Raw genomic sequence first — 16457 nt, 5'->3', positions numbered from 1 at the left:
TTATATTAAGATTGGCCTATTTGAGCCCCGAGCCGGCGATGCCTGTCGTAATGAAGCGCTGCAGGAAGACGAAGATCAGCACGACCGGGATCATCGAAACGACGGTCATGGCGAGGATATAGTGCCACTGCACATTGAGTTCGCCGGCATAGACGTTGAGGCCGACCTGCAGCGTATAAAGTTCCTTGCGCGACAGCACGATCAGCGGCCAGAGGAAATCGTTCCAGCGCCAGACGACCGAGAAGATCGCCAGCACGGCGAGAGCCGGCGCCGACAGCGGCAGGATGATGCGCCAGTAAATCTGCCACTCGCTGGCTTTGTCCATACGCGCGGCGTCGAGCAATTCGTCGGGGATCGTCAGCATGTATTGCCTGAGCAGGAAGACGCCCGTCGGGGTGGCGACCGTCGGCAGGATGACGCCCCAAAGGCTGTCGAAGAGGTTCAACGTACCGATGACGGAATAGAGCGGCACGACGATGACCGAGAGCGGCACCATCAGCGTCGCCAGGATCATCAGCATGACGGCGGTGCGGCCGGGGAACTGGTATTTCGACAGCGCGAAGGCGGCCATGGAATTGACGAGCAGCGTAATCGCCGTCGCCACGACGGTCACGAAAACGGAGTTGCGCAGGAACAGAAAGAAATCGAAGCGCTGGAAAGGTTCGGTGTAGTTGCCGCCGGCGAATTCGACCTGGCGCACCGGCGTGCGGTCCTTGATATTCGCCTTGACGATTTCGCCCGGCTGTTTCGGATCGACCATCTGGCCGATGATGCCGATGCGGCGGACTTCGGCGAGCACACGCGTGCTGCCATCCGGCATTGCGACATTATAGAGCGGCAATGGCTTGTCGTATCCCGGCACCACTGCCTGTTCGGTGACATAGGGCAGGAAGGAGGGCGGGAACTCGGCAAGGGCCGCCGGCGTCTTGAAGGAGGAGAAGACCAGCCAGACGGCCGGGCCGAACATCAGGAAGACGCCTGAAATCAGCCAGATCCAGGTGACGACATCCGTCCAGTGCCAGCCTCGGCCGCGGCGGCGGAGCAGAAAGGCAGAGACAGCGCTCATTGGCGTGCTCCCTTCTTCTCGTTGCGGTTACTGACGCCGAGCTGGACCAGCGTCAGGATGACGAGCACGATGCCCATCAGGATCGAGGCGGCGGAAGCCAGCCCCGGATTGCGCAGCGAACTCGCAAAGCCGGTCTCATAAATATATTGGGTGATGTACATGGTGCTGGTGCCCGGCCCGCCGCCGGTCAGCACGAAGACCTCGTCGAAGATCTGCACGGCGCGGATCAGCGCCAAGACCAGAACGACGATGAGGTTCGGCATCAGAAGCGGCAGGGTGATGCGCCGGAAGATGCGGATCGGGCGGGCGCTGTCCATCGCCGCCGCCTCGTAGAGATCCCGCGGGATCGCCTGCAGGCCGGCAAGCAGGATCAGCGCATAAAAGCCCATATGCGCCCAGACCGAGACGAAGACCGCGAAGAAGAAGGCCCAGAAACGATCGCTGAGCCAGGAAAACGGTTCGAAGCCGAAGGGGCTGAGCGCATAGTTCAACAGGCCCTCGCGCTGCAGGATCCATTTCCAGATCAGGCCGACGACGACGGGCGACAGCAGCACCGGGAAGAAGAAGACGGCGCGCCAGAAGCCGCGATTGGAAAACTCGCGGTTGAGGATCAGCGCCGTTGCCAGCGCTGCGATCAGCATCACTGTGACCTGGAAGACGACGAAGACGGCGGTGTTGCGCACCGCCGCCCAGAAGGTGTCGGCAGCACAGGTCGAGGGATCGAGATAAGAGCGGCAGTCGAAGAGGATGCGGTACTGGTCGGCGCCGACATAGGTCCTGTTCTGCAGGAAGATGGCGCTGCCGCTCGTCGTCGAATAGATGAAATTGATGACCAGCGGCAGCAGCACGAAGACGGTGAAGATCAGCATGTTGGGCGCCAGGAAGACGCCCGCCATGCCGTTCAGCCCCGTCAGCTTCTGCCAGCCACGCATGGGAATGTCGACGATCCCCATGACAAGCCGGACAGGCGCAAGCAGCGCCTGCCGCAGACCGGTTTTGACAGGTGGTTCAGAAGAAACCGTCTTCGCCGTCATCTGTTCTTCCGTCAGTTGCCGGCGACCTTGGCCTTGATGTCCTCGTCGATGCGGGTATAGGCATCGTCAAGCTTCATTTCGCCGGCGATCACCTGGCTGATGCGGGCGACGATGGCGCTGTAATAGGCATCCGACCACTTCCAGCCCGGCAGCTTTATGGCGGGTGCCGCCGTCTGGCCGGCCGCCTCAACGAAGGCCTTCAGCGCCGCCTGCACATGCGGATTGTCGGTCTTGAAGTCCATCTGGCCGGCGGCGACACCCTTATGCGCTGGAATGAACAGGCTGCGTTCGGCAAATTCCTTCTGCACGTCGGCACCTGCCAGGTAATCCATCACCTTGGCGACGTCCTTTGGGTTCTTGGTGTATTTGACGGCAACCAGACCGGCGCCGCCCTGCATGCCGGAGCATGCGACCGAACCGCAGGGGCTGCCCGCCATCACCCAGTCGAAATTGTCGCCGATCTTCTGGGCGAAGCCCGAAACCTGCCAGCTGCCCGAATAGAGATAGGCAAGGCCGCCATTGATGAAGTCCTCTGCGGCGGAGCGGTAGGTGGTGCCGGCAGCACTGACCCAGACATCCTTGTTCATGGTGCCGTCCTCGTTCCACTTGACGAAGCGGCTGAGGAAGTCCTTGGCGCCCTGATCGATCGGCGCCGGCTTGCCATCGGCGGCGATATAGTTGGCGCCGTAGGAGATATTCGGGCCGGAGACGCGGTGGCCGGAGCGGTCGATCGCCATGGCGAAGACCTTCTGGCTGTCGGCAACCTTCTTGGCCGCCGCCGCCCAGTCGTCCCAGGTGGCCTTCGGGCCGGGGATCTCGACGCCTGCCTGCTCGAACAGCGTCTTGTTGACGAAGCCTCCGGTCAGCGTCAGCTGGGTCATGAAGCCGGTGATGGCAGTCGAGCCGTCCGGACGCATCCAGTCTGCCTGGGCGCCGAAATTATCGTCCCAATATTTAGCATCAGCCAGGAGCGGGCGAAGATCGAGCCAGTGCTGGGCCTGCGCCTTCAGATTGGTGACACGAGCGATATCCGGCCCCTGCCCGGCTTCGAGCTGCACTGGCAGCTGTTCCTTGACGACGTCGTAGGAGACCTCGTCAAGGATGACGTTGACGTCGGGATTAGCCTTGGAGAAGCGCGAGAGCAGGTCCTTGACCACCTCGCCTTCGCCGCCATCGGAATACCACATGATGCGCACGTCGCCGGCATGGGCCGCGACGGAACTCAAGAGAACTGCGGCGAAAACCGCACCGATCGATTTCATTCTGGTCATTTTCTCCTCCTCTTGACCGATAAATTCCTGCGTCCGACCGGTCCTCCACCTACCGGACACGTCGTCTACGAGGCCGCGCGCTGAGGCTGCCGGCCCGGTATCTCCAAATGTACCGCGTCTCCCCGCACCGACCAGTCCGCCGGGCGAAGAATACGGCCTTCGGCACGCACGGTGCCGTCTTCTTCGAAGACCACCCGGCCATAATCCGGATCGACGACGATCAAGGCGCCCTCTTCGTCGCGGCGAACCGAAAGCGTGGCGAAACGCGCCTGCATGCCGTCGAGGCCACCCTCGCGCCCGATATCGGAGAGACGGACGATCCAGCGGCCCTTATGGCCGGCTAGCCGCAGCTCGATATCCGTCGTCGGGCCGTGCTTTACCGGCTCCAATGCTCCGCTGCCGATCAGCATCGCAATGCCGTTGCCGGAGCGGGCAAGCGCCAGATTGCCGTCGACCACCGTGTCGTCGAACGCCTCGAGCGGGAACCAGGCATGGGTGAAATCCGGCTGGCCCTCATGGATGTCGAAATCGAGGATCGCCAGATCGCGATACTGGTGCACGCGCGGCAGCGTTCCGCAGCCGCCCCAGAAGCTCGGCCGGCCATAGCCGAATTGGATGGTCTCGCCGGGATGATTGATCCAGATCTGCGCTTCCGGTCGCTGACCCAGACGCAGATGCAGCACCGTCTCCTGATAGCCCCAGGCGCCGGGGCGATAATGGGCAATGGTGCCGAGCGCGGTGTCACGGGTCTTATAGTGGTAGAGGGCGGCGAAACGGTTTTCGCCCTGGGAAAAGGTCCATTCCTGCGCGTCGTCGGACTGGTGCGCCGCAATCGCCGCAAGCGCTTCGGGAAAACGCAGGCCATGATCGCGAATGCAGACGGCAAGCTGCGGCAAAGCGTGGACACGCCGGCCGTACCAGCCGCGGCCCCAGAGCAGCCGGGCGATGGCTGAGAGTTCGACCGAGCGGCCGGGGCGCAGCGTATGTTCGTAGGAGCGGCCCTGGCTGCCGGTCAGCATGCCGTGATGGGCCGAGCGGGCAACAATCTCCATCAGGCGGATAGTGCTGGCACTCGCCCGGTCGCGGATCGTCTCATCCGGCGCACAGGCGGCCAGCGCCGTCAGCCCCTTGAGATCGATCGGGAAATAGGGAACGGAGTTCCACTCGGCCATTTCCCAGCGCTCGAAATGATCGAGCCAGGCGCGGACACGCTCTTCGCCAACCTTCATTTGCTCGGCGCCGGTGCGGCCGGAGCGGACAAAGACGGCATCGGGGAACAGCCTGCCACCGAGATAGGCGGCGGTGTGGAAGAGAAGCGCGTGGTTTTCGGAAAAATACCACTGAACGTCGTTGCCGGGCTCATCCATCCAGTAGCGGTAATTGAGGACGGCGTGCTCGATCCTGTCGCGCAGTTCGGGTGACAGCAGATCGCTCCAGCGCGTATAGGCAAAGAGCAGCGGCACCAGCACGAAATCGGCGCAGTCGTGGCAATCCTCGATGACCGGCAGCATCGCCGAGATCATCGCCTCGGTTTCCTCGCCGCCCTGCCCGAGAGCGAGACGCGCGAAAGCGCAAACGGTGTCGGGCTCGGAATGGGCGGCAACCTCGGCCAGCGCCTCGGCGACGCGTTCCTCAAGGGCGGCGGGTGCATCCCCCTGTCGCTCAGGATGACAGATCTCGACGCCGAGCGTGCGACCGAGCGAAAGCGCGCCTGTTTTGAAGGTGATGCGGAAATGACGGAAATCGGCGGGCATATCAGCCGAGGTTCCGAGCGCCAGTTTCGTTGCTCCCGCTTCCAGATCGAAATCATAATCGAAGCGCTCGGTCGACATGAAGTCGCCTTCGATCTCGACATGGCAGGTCAGCGCCACCGGCAGCGGCGCGGGAAAAAGGATGGTCACGTCTTCGCCGAGATAGGCGGTGCGGTCGAAGCGCATGCCTTCGAGGATCGCCTCCAGCGCATCCGCATCGCCGGCGGCGATGGGAGCAGGCAGAGCGGTTTCAACTTCCGGCCCTTCGACATAGTCCAGCTGGAAATAGAAGCGGGCGTCACGCTCGGCGAGATCGTCGAAATAGACGCGGATCTCGTTGAGGCCGGCCGCCAGCTCGACCTCGAACAGCTGCTGGGCTTCGAGATTGCGCTGGTATGGCGCCATGAAGCCCTGCTCGCGACCATTGACGAAGAGGATCGCGCCGCCGCAGGTCGACAGGCGGAGCGTCGCACGCCCCGTCGACCGGGCATCGAGGAAGGTGCGCGCCCAGCAGCCGATGCGTGTCGGGCGGAACCAGAAGCCGGAGAGATCAACACGGGGGGAAGCAAAGGGAAGCCACCAGCGGACGGCCTCGAATTCGGCAGCCGGTTGCGGCCTCTGGTCGGAGAAGGATTTTTTGAATTCGGTACGGCAGGGATATTCATGCGGAATGAAATTCTTCGTCTTGGTGACGAAGAAAAACGGATCCATGCTGCCTTCCATCGGACGATCGGCAACGTCGTAGCGCTGCTGCCACAGCTCGGCGAGCTGCCAGTAGACGATCGGGCTAGCCTTTGGCGTTGCGCGGCGGAGATGGGATTGCTGCTCAGTGGTCATATTTCAGCCCGCTCAAGCCTTGGGACGGGTAAAACGCCCGACGCATGGACTGGCCGTCTAGCCACATTTCAAAGCCTCCCTGCTCTGCCGCTTGTCGCGGACTCCTCAAGCAACAATTGTGCACAGGCATCCCATTTGCGCAATCTGAAAGATTTTTGCATAGTCGTTGGGAGCGAGGAGATGACATGGCGGCGGAAGAGAAAAAAGGCAGGCGCACGCGCCTCGACGACATTGCCGCCCGATGCGGCGTCTCGATCAGCACGGTGTCTCGTGCACTGGCAGGGGAAAAGGGCGTCAGGCCGGAGATTCGCAAGCTGGTTCTGGAAACGGCAAGTGCGGTCAGCTACGCCCTGCCGGCGAGTGTTGCGGGCAAGAAGGTCATGCTCGTCGCCTCCGGCGCGGCGATGATCGACTATGTCCGCAACCAGTTCACGCTCTATGTGCTAGAAGGATTGAACGCGCGTGCCGCCGCCCTCGGCATCGAACTGGCGATACGCCCGGTTGCCGACAAGGGGGATGAGGCCCGCGTCCTCGCCGAGATGCGTGACGATCCGAGCTTCGGCGGCATGCTGATCCTGACTGTCGACGAAGAGGAGATGCTGGCGGCGGCCGCCGATCTCGGAAAGCCCGTGGTGCTCGTCAACAGCGACGATCCCTATATGCGGCTTTCGAGTGTGACGCCCTGCAACCGCTCGGCCGCCTTCATTGCCGCCGAGCGGCTGATCAAGGCCGGGCATGAACGCATCCTGTTCATGCTGAGGCCGGGTCGGCGGACGATCGAGCGGCGCTTTGAGGGCTGGCGCGATGCCCTGCAGCATCATGGGCTGGCCGCCGATGCCGATCTGGTGCTCGAGGTCGACGACTGGCTGCCGGAACTCGGCGCCGAAGCAATCACTCGTCTTGTTCGCGAGAAGGGTCTCTCCTTCACCGCCATCCTGACGGCGGGCGACAGTCTTGCCAATGGCGCGGTGCGCGGATTGCAGGCGATGGGTTATGCCGTGCCGCAGGACATCTCGGTCATGGGCATAGACGATCTGCCGCAGTCGGCCTTTCTCAATCCGCCGCTGTCGACGGTGCATATTCCGATGCGCGAACTCGGCGCCACCGCGCTCGATCTGCTGCGCGACATGATGCTCGGCCTTGCGGCCCCACGGCGGCGCGTCGAGCTTGCCTGCCATCTCGTCGAAAGAGGCAGCGTTGCGGCCGTCCGCATCCCTGCCGCAACGGCGGGCCGCTGAACCCACCGCGATCGAGGATATCAAGCCTCGATAAAACTCGCTTCGAACAGTTCTCGCGCATAGGCATCATGCGTCGTGCCGGCCTGCAGATCCGCTTTGGTGAGATCGTCGACGAAGCAGCCATTCTTCATGATCAACACCCGATCGCACATATGGGCGATGACCGCGAGGTCGTGGCTGACAAGCAGATAGGTCAGGCCCTTTTCCTCGCGCTGATCGGCAAGGAGGTTGAGGATTTCGGCCTGGACCGAGACATCGAGCGCCGATGTCGGCTCGTCCAGCAACAGGATCGGCGGCGACAGGATCAGGGCCCGGGCGATTGCCACCCTCTGCCTCTGGCCGCCGGAAAGCTCATGCGGAAAACGGTTTGCGAAGCTCGCCGGCAAACCCACCTGGATCAACGCCCTCTCGACCTTCGACCAGATATCCGAATGGCGCATGGCGCGCAGCGGCTCGGCCAAGGCGGTGCCGATACGATGGCGCGGATGCAAAGATCCGTAAGGGTCCTGAAACACCATCTGGGCAAATTTCAGCTCGTCGCGGGAGCGCTTCTTGCCGATCGGTTTGCCGCCAAGCTCGATGTGACCGGTCCAACCAGACTCCATGCCGGCGAGGCAACGCAGCACCGTCGATTTACCGCATCCGGATTCACCGACAATACCCAGCGTCTCCCCCTGGCCAACCTGAAAACTGATGCCTCTGACGACATGGTTGCTTGATTTGCCGGAGGCAAAGAGGACATCGAGGTCACGCACATTGATCATTGCGCCGTCTCCAGATCGAGTTTCGTCCTGTCGAGAACCGCAAGCCGGCGAACCGGGTTCCTGGGGTCGGGCAGCGCAGCGATCAGCCCGCGGGTATAGGGATGGCGAGCATCCTCGAGACGGGTCAGGGTCTCGACGATCCGGCCGGCATACATGACGATGATGCGCTCGCAAAAGGCTGCCACCATGCGAATGTCGTGGCTGATCAACAGCAGTCCGGAATTGTTCTCGCGCACCAGTTCATCGAGCAGCAGCAGCACGTCCTTTCGGACGCTGACATCAAGCGCCGAGGTCGGCTCGTCGGCAATGACAAGCTTCGGCCGCGCCAGCAGCATCATGGCGATCATCACGCGCTGGCCCATGCCGCCCGAGATCTGATGCGGATAAAGCGCCATGACCCGCTCCGCATCGCTGATGCGCACACGCTCCAGCATGGCGCGGGCAGCCTCATGCGCCTGTTTCTTGTGAAGACCGAGGTGAAGGCGGGCAGCTTCGGCGATCTGTTTACCGATCGAAAGCACCGGATTCAGTGAATAGCGCGGATCCTGCATGATCAGCGCGATGTCCTTGCCGCGCAGCGCTCCCATCTGACGCTCGCTCTTTGAAAGCAACGGATCGCCGCTAAGATCCATGCGTTCGGCCGAGACCACCGCGGCCGGCGGCAAAAGGCGCATGATCGCGCGACCCGTCGTCGATTTGCCGGAACCGGATTCTCCGACGATCCCGACGCGTTCGCGCCCGACGTCGAAGCTGACATTGGAGACGGCGGGCACGGCGCCTCGGCCGAAACGGACGCTCAATCCTTCGACGGAAAGAACGGGCTGCAGATCACGATTTTGCATGTCACGACCTTGCATGGCGGGGATCCAGAATGTCGCGCAGAGCATCTCCGGCGATGTTGAAGGCAAGGCTGGTGAGGAGGATGGCGATACCCGGCATCACGGCAACCCACCAATAATCCAGCATGAACTTGCGGCCGCTGGAGATCATCGCGCCCCATTCCGGCGCCGGCGGCTGGGCGCCGAGGCCGAGGAAGCCAAGGGAGGCCGCCGTCAGGATGATGCCCGCCATGTTGAGGGTCAGGCGAACGATGACTGAGGGAACGCACATGGGCGCGATATAGAGGAGAAGGATGCGGATCGGCGAGGCGCCATAAAGGCGGGCGGCGACTACATAGTCGGCGTTTCTGACGACAAGGGCCTCGGCGCGCGCGAGTCTGGCAATCGGCGGCCATGCAGTCAGCGAGATCGCGATGATGGCCGTGGTCAAGCCGGCCCCGAGTGCGGCAGCAAAGGCGAGCGCCAGGATCAGCGACGGGAAAGAGAGAACGATATCGGTGGCGCGCATCAGCAGCGCATCGGTGCGCCCTCCGAAGAAGCCGGCAACGACGCCGATCAGCAGGCCGATCGGCCCGACGATCAAGGAAATCGACAGCACGGTCTGGATGGTGATGCGCGTGCCGAAGATGAGGCGGCTCAAGATGTCACGGCCGAATTCGTCCGTGCCTGCCAGGTGCGCGAGGCTCGGCGGCTGCAAGGCCTCGCCAAGCGACTGTATGGCCGGATCGTAGGGCGCCAGGAGCGGCGCGAAGATCGCGACAATGCAAAGCAGACCAAGGATGACGAAACCGGCAAGACCGAGCGGCTCGTGGGCCAATTTGCGGCCGGCGCGCGCAAACGACGCCGCGATACGGGTCGACACACTTGGCGGGCGGATATGAATCTCGCTGCGGATAACATCGCTCATCGGGCGGCCTCCCGCATACGCGGATCAAAGACGGCGTAAGCGACGTCGGCCAGGAAGTTCAACAACATGAAAATGAATCCCACAATGATGGTGCCGGCGACGATGGCGTTCATGTCGCCGATCATCAGCGCGTTGGTCATGTACTGGCCAATGCCCGGCCAGGAGAAAACGATCTCGGTCACGACAGCGCCTTCCAGCAGACCGCCGTAGGAAATGGCAAGGATGGTGATCAGCTGCACCGCAATGTTCGGCAGGACGTGGTGCCAGATCGTGCCGAGCGGGCTTACACCCTTGGCTCGGGCCGCAATGACATAATCCTGGCTCAACTGCTCCAGGGTGAAGCTGCGTGTCATGCGGGTGATGTAGGCCATCGCCGCATAGGCGAGGATGACGGCCGGCAGAATGATATGGCCGAGCGCATTCCAGAAGATTTCCGTCTCGCCCTGCAGCAGGCTGTCGACCAACAACAGTCCGGTTTGCGGCGTGACGAGGCCTTCGTAAAAGACATCGATCCGGCCCGGCCCGCCGACCCAATTGAGGCCGGCATAGAAGATGACGAGCCCGACGATGCCGAACCAGAAAACCGGGATCGAATGACCGACGAGCGCGACCACCCGGGCCGTCTTGTCGATGAAGCTGTCGCGAAAGAGTGCCGCGACCAGCCCGAGCGGGACACCGACGAAGGTCGAAATGATCACCGCCAGCGTCGCGAGCTCGAATGTCGCCGGAAAGGCCTGGGCAAGGTCCGAAGAGACGGGATTGCCGGTGAGGACGGCGGTGCCGAAATCACCATGCGCCAGGCCGTTCAGATAGAGGAAAAACTGCTGGTAGATCGGCAGATCGAGCCCCAGGCGCGCCCGCATCGCCGCATAGGCGGCGGGATCGGCGAGCTCGCCGACAATCGCGCCGACCGGATCGGTGGGCAAGACGCGGCCAATCACGAAGGTCACACATAAGAGGATGAACAGGCTGACCAGCAAATGCGCCAGGCGTCGGCCAAATTCGGCTACGGAGAGTTCCTTCATGATCGGCTGTCCTGGGAAGTATTACTGGGTTTCGACCTTCGTCACGTTCTCGAGACGCGTCAGCTGAGACGGATGCCCGACATATCCCTGAACCTTGCCGGACAGGACGATCGGCTCAAAGCGCTCGAAGAGCGGAAGCACCGCAGGCTTCTGTTCGACGAACATCTTCTGCATCTGAACATAGAGTTCGCCACGCTTCTTGGCGTCCGGCTCCATCGATGCTTTGGCCGTCAGGGCCGTGAGTTCCGGGATGTCCCAGGCCGAGCGCCATACGAAGTTGCCAGCATTGTTGGCTTCCTTCGAGTTGTCGGGATTGGAGGAGAACTGCTCCATCGAGCCGAGGACGTTCGGCATATAGGCGCTGGTCTGCGGGATCAGCAGATCGAAATCCCTGGCACGATGGGCGGCGATGATTTCCGAGCCGTTGCCCTGCTGGATGTCAACCTTGATGCCGACCTGAGCAAGCGATGCCTGGATGGCGGTGGCCAGATCGATGCGCGGCGTTTGCGCGATGGTCTTCAGCGACAGCGAGAAGCCGTCCTTGAAACCTGCCTCGCTCAGCAGCTGCTTGGACTTTTCGACGTCGAGATGCCAATCGGGATTCGGGATGGCATATTCGAAATTCTCCGGAACGGGAACGTTTCTGGCCCGGCCGTAAGGACCCATGATCGTCTTTTCGATGCCCTTGTAGTCGATGCCGTAGGCAATGGCTTCGCGGACCTTCGGGTTGGCGAGGTATTTGTTGCCGGCATTCATCGACAGCACGTAGAAACCGCCCGTCGGAATACGCTGGATGGCAAAGCCCTTCTTGTCCTGGAACGTCGCGAGATCCGATGCGGTCAGCGCGCTGGCAATATCGATATCGCCGCGTTCGAGCATCAGCCGCTCGACCTGGCTTTCAGGCACATGCCGGACGATGACGCGGCGCATTTTCGGCGCACCGGCCATATAATCCTTGTTGGCATCGAGGATCACCAGTTCGTTCGGAGACCAGCGATTGAGGGTGAACGGACCGGAGCCAGCCGAATGGGTTCGCATCCAGGCGTTGCCGTAGTCGTTGTCGACGGCGTGGCTCTCGACCTCGACGCTGTCGACCACGCTGGTGGTGGTCGTCGTCAGCCGGTAGAGCAGAAGCTCTGCCGTCACCTGGTCGGAGAGATCGATCCGCACCGTCTGGTCGTCGACGGCCTTGACGAGCTTTTCGACATTGTCCTTGTCGTAACCGACGCGCTTGAGGTTGGCGGCGGCGGCCTGGTCCATCTTCAGGAGCCGCGCCAGCGAATAGACGACATCCTTTGAGGTGACCGGGTTGCCGGAGGCGAAATTGGCCTTGCGCAGCGTAAAGGTGATGCCCTTGTCGTCAACCTTCCAGCTTTCCGCCAGCTGCGGAAGGATCTTGCCATCAGCCGTGCTGGCGACCAGCCGATCATACAGATTCGACATGATCTCGACCGCCTTGCCTTCGGTCGCCTGCTGCGGATCCAGCGACAGAACCTGCGCCAGCGATGTGCCGACCACCAGTTGGTCCTGCGGTGTGGCGGCCTGCGAGAGCGGTGCAGCGATCGTCAGGGCGCCGATGACGGCGCCGACGAACAAGCCCTTAGAAAAATGCTTCATTGTCAGTCCTCCCTAGACTACTATAAAAGACATATTATGTCGCCCGTATGTCGTATTATGATTTATCGAAGTCTGATATGATTTGCAAGACCCGAGCGGGAGACTTGATGCAAGGGATTGGGGAGCGGACAATGACAACACTCGGCGGTGGCCGGCAAAGACTGGCGCAACAGGTCATCGATCAGCTGCGGGCACAAATCGAGACGGGGAAGCTGCGCGTCGGCGATCAACTGCCGACCGAGCCGCAGCTTGAAGCCACATTCGGCGTCAGCCGCACCGTGGTGCGCGAGGCCATTGCCGATCTGAGGTCGGCAGGCTTCGTCAAGCCGATCCAGGGCAAAGGCGTTTTTGTCGCGGATCCGAAGGCGCATTCGGTCCTATCGCTGACGCCGGTGGAAATCAAAAGCATTCCGGAAACCCTGGAATTGCTGGAGTTTCGTATGGCGGCCGAGGGTGAAGCGGCGGCAATCGCCGCCTATCGCCGCACAGCCGAGCAAGAGGCGGCGATTCGCGAAGCCAACCGCAGAATGGCGCACCTGATCGAAACCGGACAGCAAACCGTGGAAGCGGATTACGCCTTCCACATGGCGATTGCCGCCGCCACGAACAACCGATTCTATGTCGATGTCCTGCGCCATTTCGGCCCCAGAGCCATCCCCCGCGGCCAGTTTCCGACACTGCCGGAAGCCAATGATCGCAGCTATCTTCAGAAGGTTTATGCCGAACATGTCGAAATCCTCGCGGCAATCGCCGATCAGGATCCCGAACGCGCCCGCCAGGCAATGCGCGCCCATATGCTGGCCAGCCAACGCCGCTACCGCATGCTCGCCGAGCAGCAATAGGGCTCGACACTCTTCAAAATTCATATTATGTCATATGACATTATGTAATTTCGAAAGAGACTCAAATGTATCTGGGAACACAGGTCGCAGCGCGAGATGACGACGATTATCGTATCTTCGCGCAACTGGGTGTGAAGCATATCAACGCCGATCCGCCGGGAAAGCCGAGCAGCTGGACGCTCTCCGATCTCGAACGTCATCGCGACAAGGTCGAAAGCTTCGGCCTCATCCTCGACATGATCCAGTTGCCCCTGCCCTCGCAGCCGATCGAGAAGGCTTCCTATCCCGATATCCTGCTTGCCGGCCCCGAGCGCGACAGACAGATCGACGCCGTCTGCAAGCTGATCGAGAATGTCGCCGCCGCCGGCATTCCTGCGGTGAAGTACAATCTCAACCTGATCGGCATTCCCCGCACGCCGGATGAGCCAGGACGCGGCGGGTCGCTGAATGCCAGCTTCCGCTGGGACAAGACGGATCAGCAGGCCGAGCCCGGCCTTGCCGGCGTGCTTTCCGAGGACGAAAACTGGGAACGGATCGACTATTTCCTGGAGCGCGTCGTTCCTGTCGCTGCAAGCAACCGCGTCCGGCTCGCCTGCCATCCGCACGATCCCTATACGCCGCCGGGCTATCGCGGCGTCACGCGTGTGCTGGGTACGGTGGAAGGCCTGAAGAAGTTCGTGCTGATGCGCGAAAACCCCTATCACGGCCTCAATTTCTGCCAGGGCTCGATCGGCGAGATGCTGGAAAATCCCGGCAAGGAAATCGACGCTGTCATCCGCTGGTTCGGCCAGCGCGGCAAGATCTTCAATGTTCACTTCCGCAACATTCGCGGCGGCAAGCTGTCCTTCATGGAGACCTTCCCTGAAGAAGGCGACATGGACATGGTCCGCTCGGCCAGGATCTACAAGGAAGTGGGCTTCAAATACATGCTGATGCCCGACCACGTACCGACGGTCAGCGGTAAGGATCCGACCGCCACCGCATTTGCCTTTTGTTACGGCTATATCGCAGCACTTCTGCAAGTGCTCGACAGCGAGTAATCCGGTTTTCAACACCTAAGACATAGGACTTCATGATGAACCCGATTGAATTGAAGAAGGCCGTCGGCAGTGGTCTCCTGTCGTTTCCGGTGACCCATTTCGACGATCAACTCAAATTCGACGAAGCCAAATACCGCCGTCATGTCGAGTGGCTTTCCGGTTACGACGCCGCTGCGCTGTTTGCCGCCGGCGGCACCGGGGAGTTCTTCTCGCTTAATCCGGCCGAGATTCCGCAGGTTGTCCGGGCCGCCAAGGCATCGGCCGGCAAGACGCCGATCATTTCGGGAACCGGCTACGGCACATCGCTCGCCATCGAGATCGCCGTCGCGGCCGAGAAGGCCGGCGCGGACGGACTGCTGCTGTTACCGCCCTATCTGATGTTTGCGGAACAGGCGGGTCTTATCGCCCACGTCAAGGCAGTCTGCCAATCGGTCGGCATCGGCGTCATCGTCTATAACCGCGACAACGCCATCCTGACCGCCGACAGCATCGCGCGCCTGGCGGAAGAATGCCCGAACCTGATCGGCTTCAAGGACGGCGTCGGCGATGTCGACAAGGTGATCGAGATCACCACGCTGCTTGGCGACCGTCTCGTCTATGTCGGCGGCATGCCGACCCACGAGGTTTACGCCCAGGCCTATTTCGCGGCAGGCGTGACGACCTATTCATCGGCCGTTTTCAACTTCGTACCCGCGCTTGCCCAGCGCTTTTACGGCGCTTTGCGCACCGGCGATCAGGCGACTGTCGATGAGATCCTGAAGAGCTTCTTCTTCCCCTTCGTCGCCTTGCGCAACCGCAAGAAGGGATACGCCGTCTCGATCATCAAGGCCGGCCTTCGCGCCCTCGGGCAGAATCCCGGCCCCGTGCGCCCGCCTTTGACGGATCTTACCCCGGAAGAGCTCGCGCTGCTGGAAAAGATCGTCCAGGCCAACGGCGTGACACGGATCGCGGCGGAATAATATATCGCGGCAGTAGGCCGCCGGGTGGCCCGGCGGCTGTCCGTTTCGCACCAACAACGGACATCGGCTCGGCTTGGATAGACGACCGCTACGGGGCCGGAAGTGGCGCGTCTGTTATCGGGGCGAGTTCAGCAGAAAGCTGCCAATCGGCATTCGACCCCACGTCGGACATTCGCGCGTTACAATCTGGTATGCATTGCGCCGGATCTACACCATCATCGATCCTGAATAGTTGTCGATTTGGCATTCATGGGCGCAAAACCAAACTGTGCCTTGAAGGCTCGGCTGAAGGCTGCTTCGGAATCATAGCCCACTTGCCTGGCGACCGACCCAACCTTGGCATCAGGCTGGCGCATCAAGCCCAAGGCGAGCGTCAGCCGCCAGCGGCTGTGGTAGGAAAGTGGCGCTTCTTTCACCAATGCTGTAAATCGCGCCGCGAAGCCGGACCGGGACAGGCCCGCCACCCGAGCCAGATCGAGCACGGTCCAGCGCCGATAAGGTTCGTCGTGGATGGCCTTGAGCGCGCGGCTGATGCGCGCATCCCCGAGCGCTCCAAGCCAGCCGACATTGCCGCCCCGCTCGATCCGCACCCAGCTGCGCAGGATACTAATCACCAGCACGTCGATCAGCCGTGAAATCATGATGGACGCGCCGGGATACACCTCCTGGGCTTCCTTCATCATGAAGTAGCCAAGGCCCTCGGCCCATCCGGCGGTCTCGCCGCTGGCTTTTGGAATGTGAATGACCGACGGCAGTGCCGATACGAGCCAGGGCACGGAAGCGCTTTCGAACCGAAAGGCTCCGGCGATAAGCTTGGTCTGTTGGCCGCCTCCGCCGTGGGAGACATTGAGTTTTTCGGCGGTAACCTGCGCCGCCATCAGGGCTGCCAAGTCAGCCTCAGATGCACACTCGCCATCGCTCAAGCCGTGCCCAAGGCCTCGCGGCAGCATGATTAGATCGCCAGTTGCCACCTGCAAGGCCTGGCCCTGATCGTTCACAACCGTCAGGCCCCCTTCGAGCACGATGAAGAAATAAGCCGCTCCTGGATGAAAGCGTAGCGCCCATGGTTGGCTGAGCTCGACTGTAAAGACGATTTCGCCATGCAGGCTGACCATGGCCAAAATCTGGGAGAGCAGATCCACCCGAGAGGCGAGCATAATCGCATTTTTGGACGATGGAGCATGCATTGCGGGGCTCGGGTCATGGTGATCCATCTCGGTAAGCCCTAGTTTGGTTTTGTCTTCAAAGAGGAATTATCTGGCAGTTC

The 16457-nt window shown here is 61.6% G+C and carries 14 protein-coding genes; 4 read left to right on the top strand and 10 right to left on the bottom strand.

What is annotated here, in order from left to right:
• Positions 1–16: 16 nt before the first annotated feature.
• The 4 genes from OIU37_RS02080 to OIU37_RS02065 form a co-directional block, all read right to left on the bottom strand.
• Complete coding sequence (locus OIU37_RS02080) at positions 17–1066, bottom strand: carbohydrate ABC transporter permease (protein ID WP_003539547.1); 1050 nt, start codon at positions 1064–1066, stop codon at positions 17–19.
• Positions 1063–2100, bottom strand: a complete 1038-nt coding sequence (locus tag OIU37_RS02075; RefSeq protein WP_264255260.1) for a carbohydrate ABC transporter permease — start codon at positions 2098–2100, stop codon at positions 1063–1065. Before OIU37_RS02075 ends, OIU37_RS02080 begins: the two co-directional genes overlap by 4 nt.
• Positions 2101–2111: 11 nt before the next feature.
• Complete coding sequence (locus OIU37_RS02070; protein ID WP_264255259.1) at positions 2112–3371, bottom strand: ABC transporter substrate-binding protein; 1260 nt, start codon at positions 3369–3371, stop codon at positions 2112–2114.
• Positions 3372–3436: 65 nt separating this feature from the next.
• Entirely contained in the window at positions 3437–5959 is a 2523-nt protein-coding gene (locus OIU37_RS02065; protein ID WP_264255257.1) for a hypothetical protein, read from the bottom strand.
• A gap of 185 nt (positions 5960–6144) precedes the next feature.
• Between OIU37_RS02065 and OIU37_RS02060 the strand changes: the two genes are divergently transcribed.
• Positions 6145–7197, top strand: coding sequence for a LacI family DNA-binding transcriptional regulator (locus OIU37_RS02060; RefSeq protein ID WP_264255256.1), 1053 nt, complete (start codon positions 6145–6147; stop codon positions 7195–7197).
• Positions 7198–7217: 20 nt separating this feature from the next.
• On the opposite strand, the gene OIU37_RS02055 is transcribed toward OIU37_RS02060, so the two are convergent.
• Genes OIU37_RS02055 through OIU37_RS02035 form a run of 5 tightly spaced genes read right to left on the bottom strand, consistent with a single transcriptional unit; the run spans position 7218 to position 12349 of the window.
• On the bottom strand, positions 7218–7961 hold the full coding sequence (locus OIU37_RS02055; RefSeq protein ID WP_264255254.1) for an ABC transporter ATP-binding protein: 744 nt from the start codon (positions 7959–7961) through the stop codon (positions 7218–7220).
• On the bottom strand, positions 7958–8803 hold the full coding sequence (locus OIU37_RS02050; RefSeq protein WP_264255252.1) for an ABC transporter ATP-binding protein: 846 nt from the start codon (positions 8801–8803) through the stop codon (positions 7958–7960). The genes OIU37_RS02055 and OIU37_RS02050 overlap by 4 nt, the downstream gene beginning before the upstream one ends.
• 1 nt (position 8804) lies before the next feature.
• Positions 8805–9707, bottom strand: coding sequence for an ABC transporter permease (locus OIU37_RS02045; protein WP_264255250.1), 903 nt, complete (start codon positions 9705–9707; stop codon positions 8805–8807).
• Positions 9704–10732, bottom strand: coding sequence for an ABC transporter permease (locus OIU37_RS02040; protein ID WP_130661557.1), 1029 nt, complete (start codon positions 10730–10732; stop codon positions 9704–9706). Before OIU37_RS02040 ends, OIU37_RS02045 begins: the two co-directional genes overlap by 4 nt.
• 21 nt (positions 10733–10753) lie before the next feature.
• Positions 10754–12349, bottom strand: coding sequence for an ABC transporter substrate-binding protein (locus OIU37_RS02035; RefSeq protein WP_264255246.1), 1596 nt, complete (start codon positions 12347–12349; stop codon positions 10754–10756).
• 131 nt (positions 12350–12480) lie between these two features.
• On the opposite strand from OIU37_RS02035, the gene OIU37_RS02030 reads away from it, so the two are divergent.
• The 3 genes from OIU37_RS02030 to kdgD all read left to right on the top strand — a co-directional run bounded on the left by OIU37_RS02030 (position 12481) and on the right by kdgD (position 15190).
• Positions 12481–13191 carry a FadR/GntR family transcriptional regulator gene (locus OIU37_RS02030; RefSeq protein ID WP_029873220.1) on the top strand — a complete coding sequence of 237 codons (711 nt, stop codon included), beginning with the start codon at positions 12481–12483 and terminating at the stop codon, positions 13189–13191.
• A gap of 65 nt (positions 13192–13256) precedes the next feature.
• Complete coding sequence (locus OIU37_RS02025; protein ID WP_264255243.1) at positions 13257–14231, top strand: mannonate dehydratase; 975 nt, start codon at positions 13257–13259, stop codon at positions 14229–14231.
• A 32-nt stretch (positions 14232–14263) separates the two neighbouring features.
• A complete protein-coding gene (gene kdgD / locus OIU37_RS02020) occupies positions 14264–15190 on the top strand; it encodes a 5-dehydro-4-deoxyglucarate dehydratase (RefSeq protein ID WP_264255241.1) in 927 nt (308 codons plus the stop codon).
• Between the two features lie 215 nt (positions 15191–15405).
• Here kdgD and OIU37_RS02015 read toward each other — a convergent pair whose 3' ends face one another.
• Positions 15406–16404 carry an AraC family transcriptional regulator gene (locus OIU37_RS02015; RefSeq protein ID WP_264255240.1) on the bottom strand — a complete coding sequence of 333 codons (999 nt, stop codon included), beginning with the start codon at positions 16402–16404 and terminating at the stop codon, positions 15406–15408.
• Positions 16405–16457 lie beyond the last annotated feature (53 nt).

It is taken from the genome of Rhizobium sp. BT-226, from assembly GCF_025847085.2.
Classification (GTDB): domain Bacteria; phylum Pseudomonadota; class Alphaproteobacteria; order Rhizobiales; family Rhizobiaceae; genus Rhizobium; species Rhizobium sophorae.
Note: the sequence above shows the minus strand (reverse complement) of the source record. Positions and strands in the feature narration are given on the sequence as shown.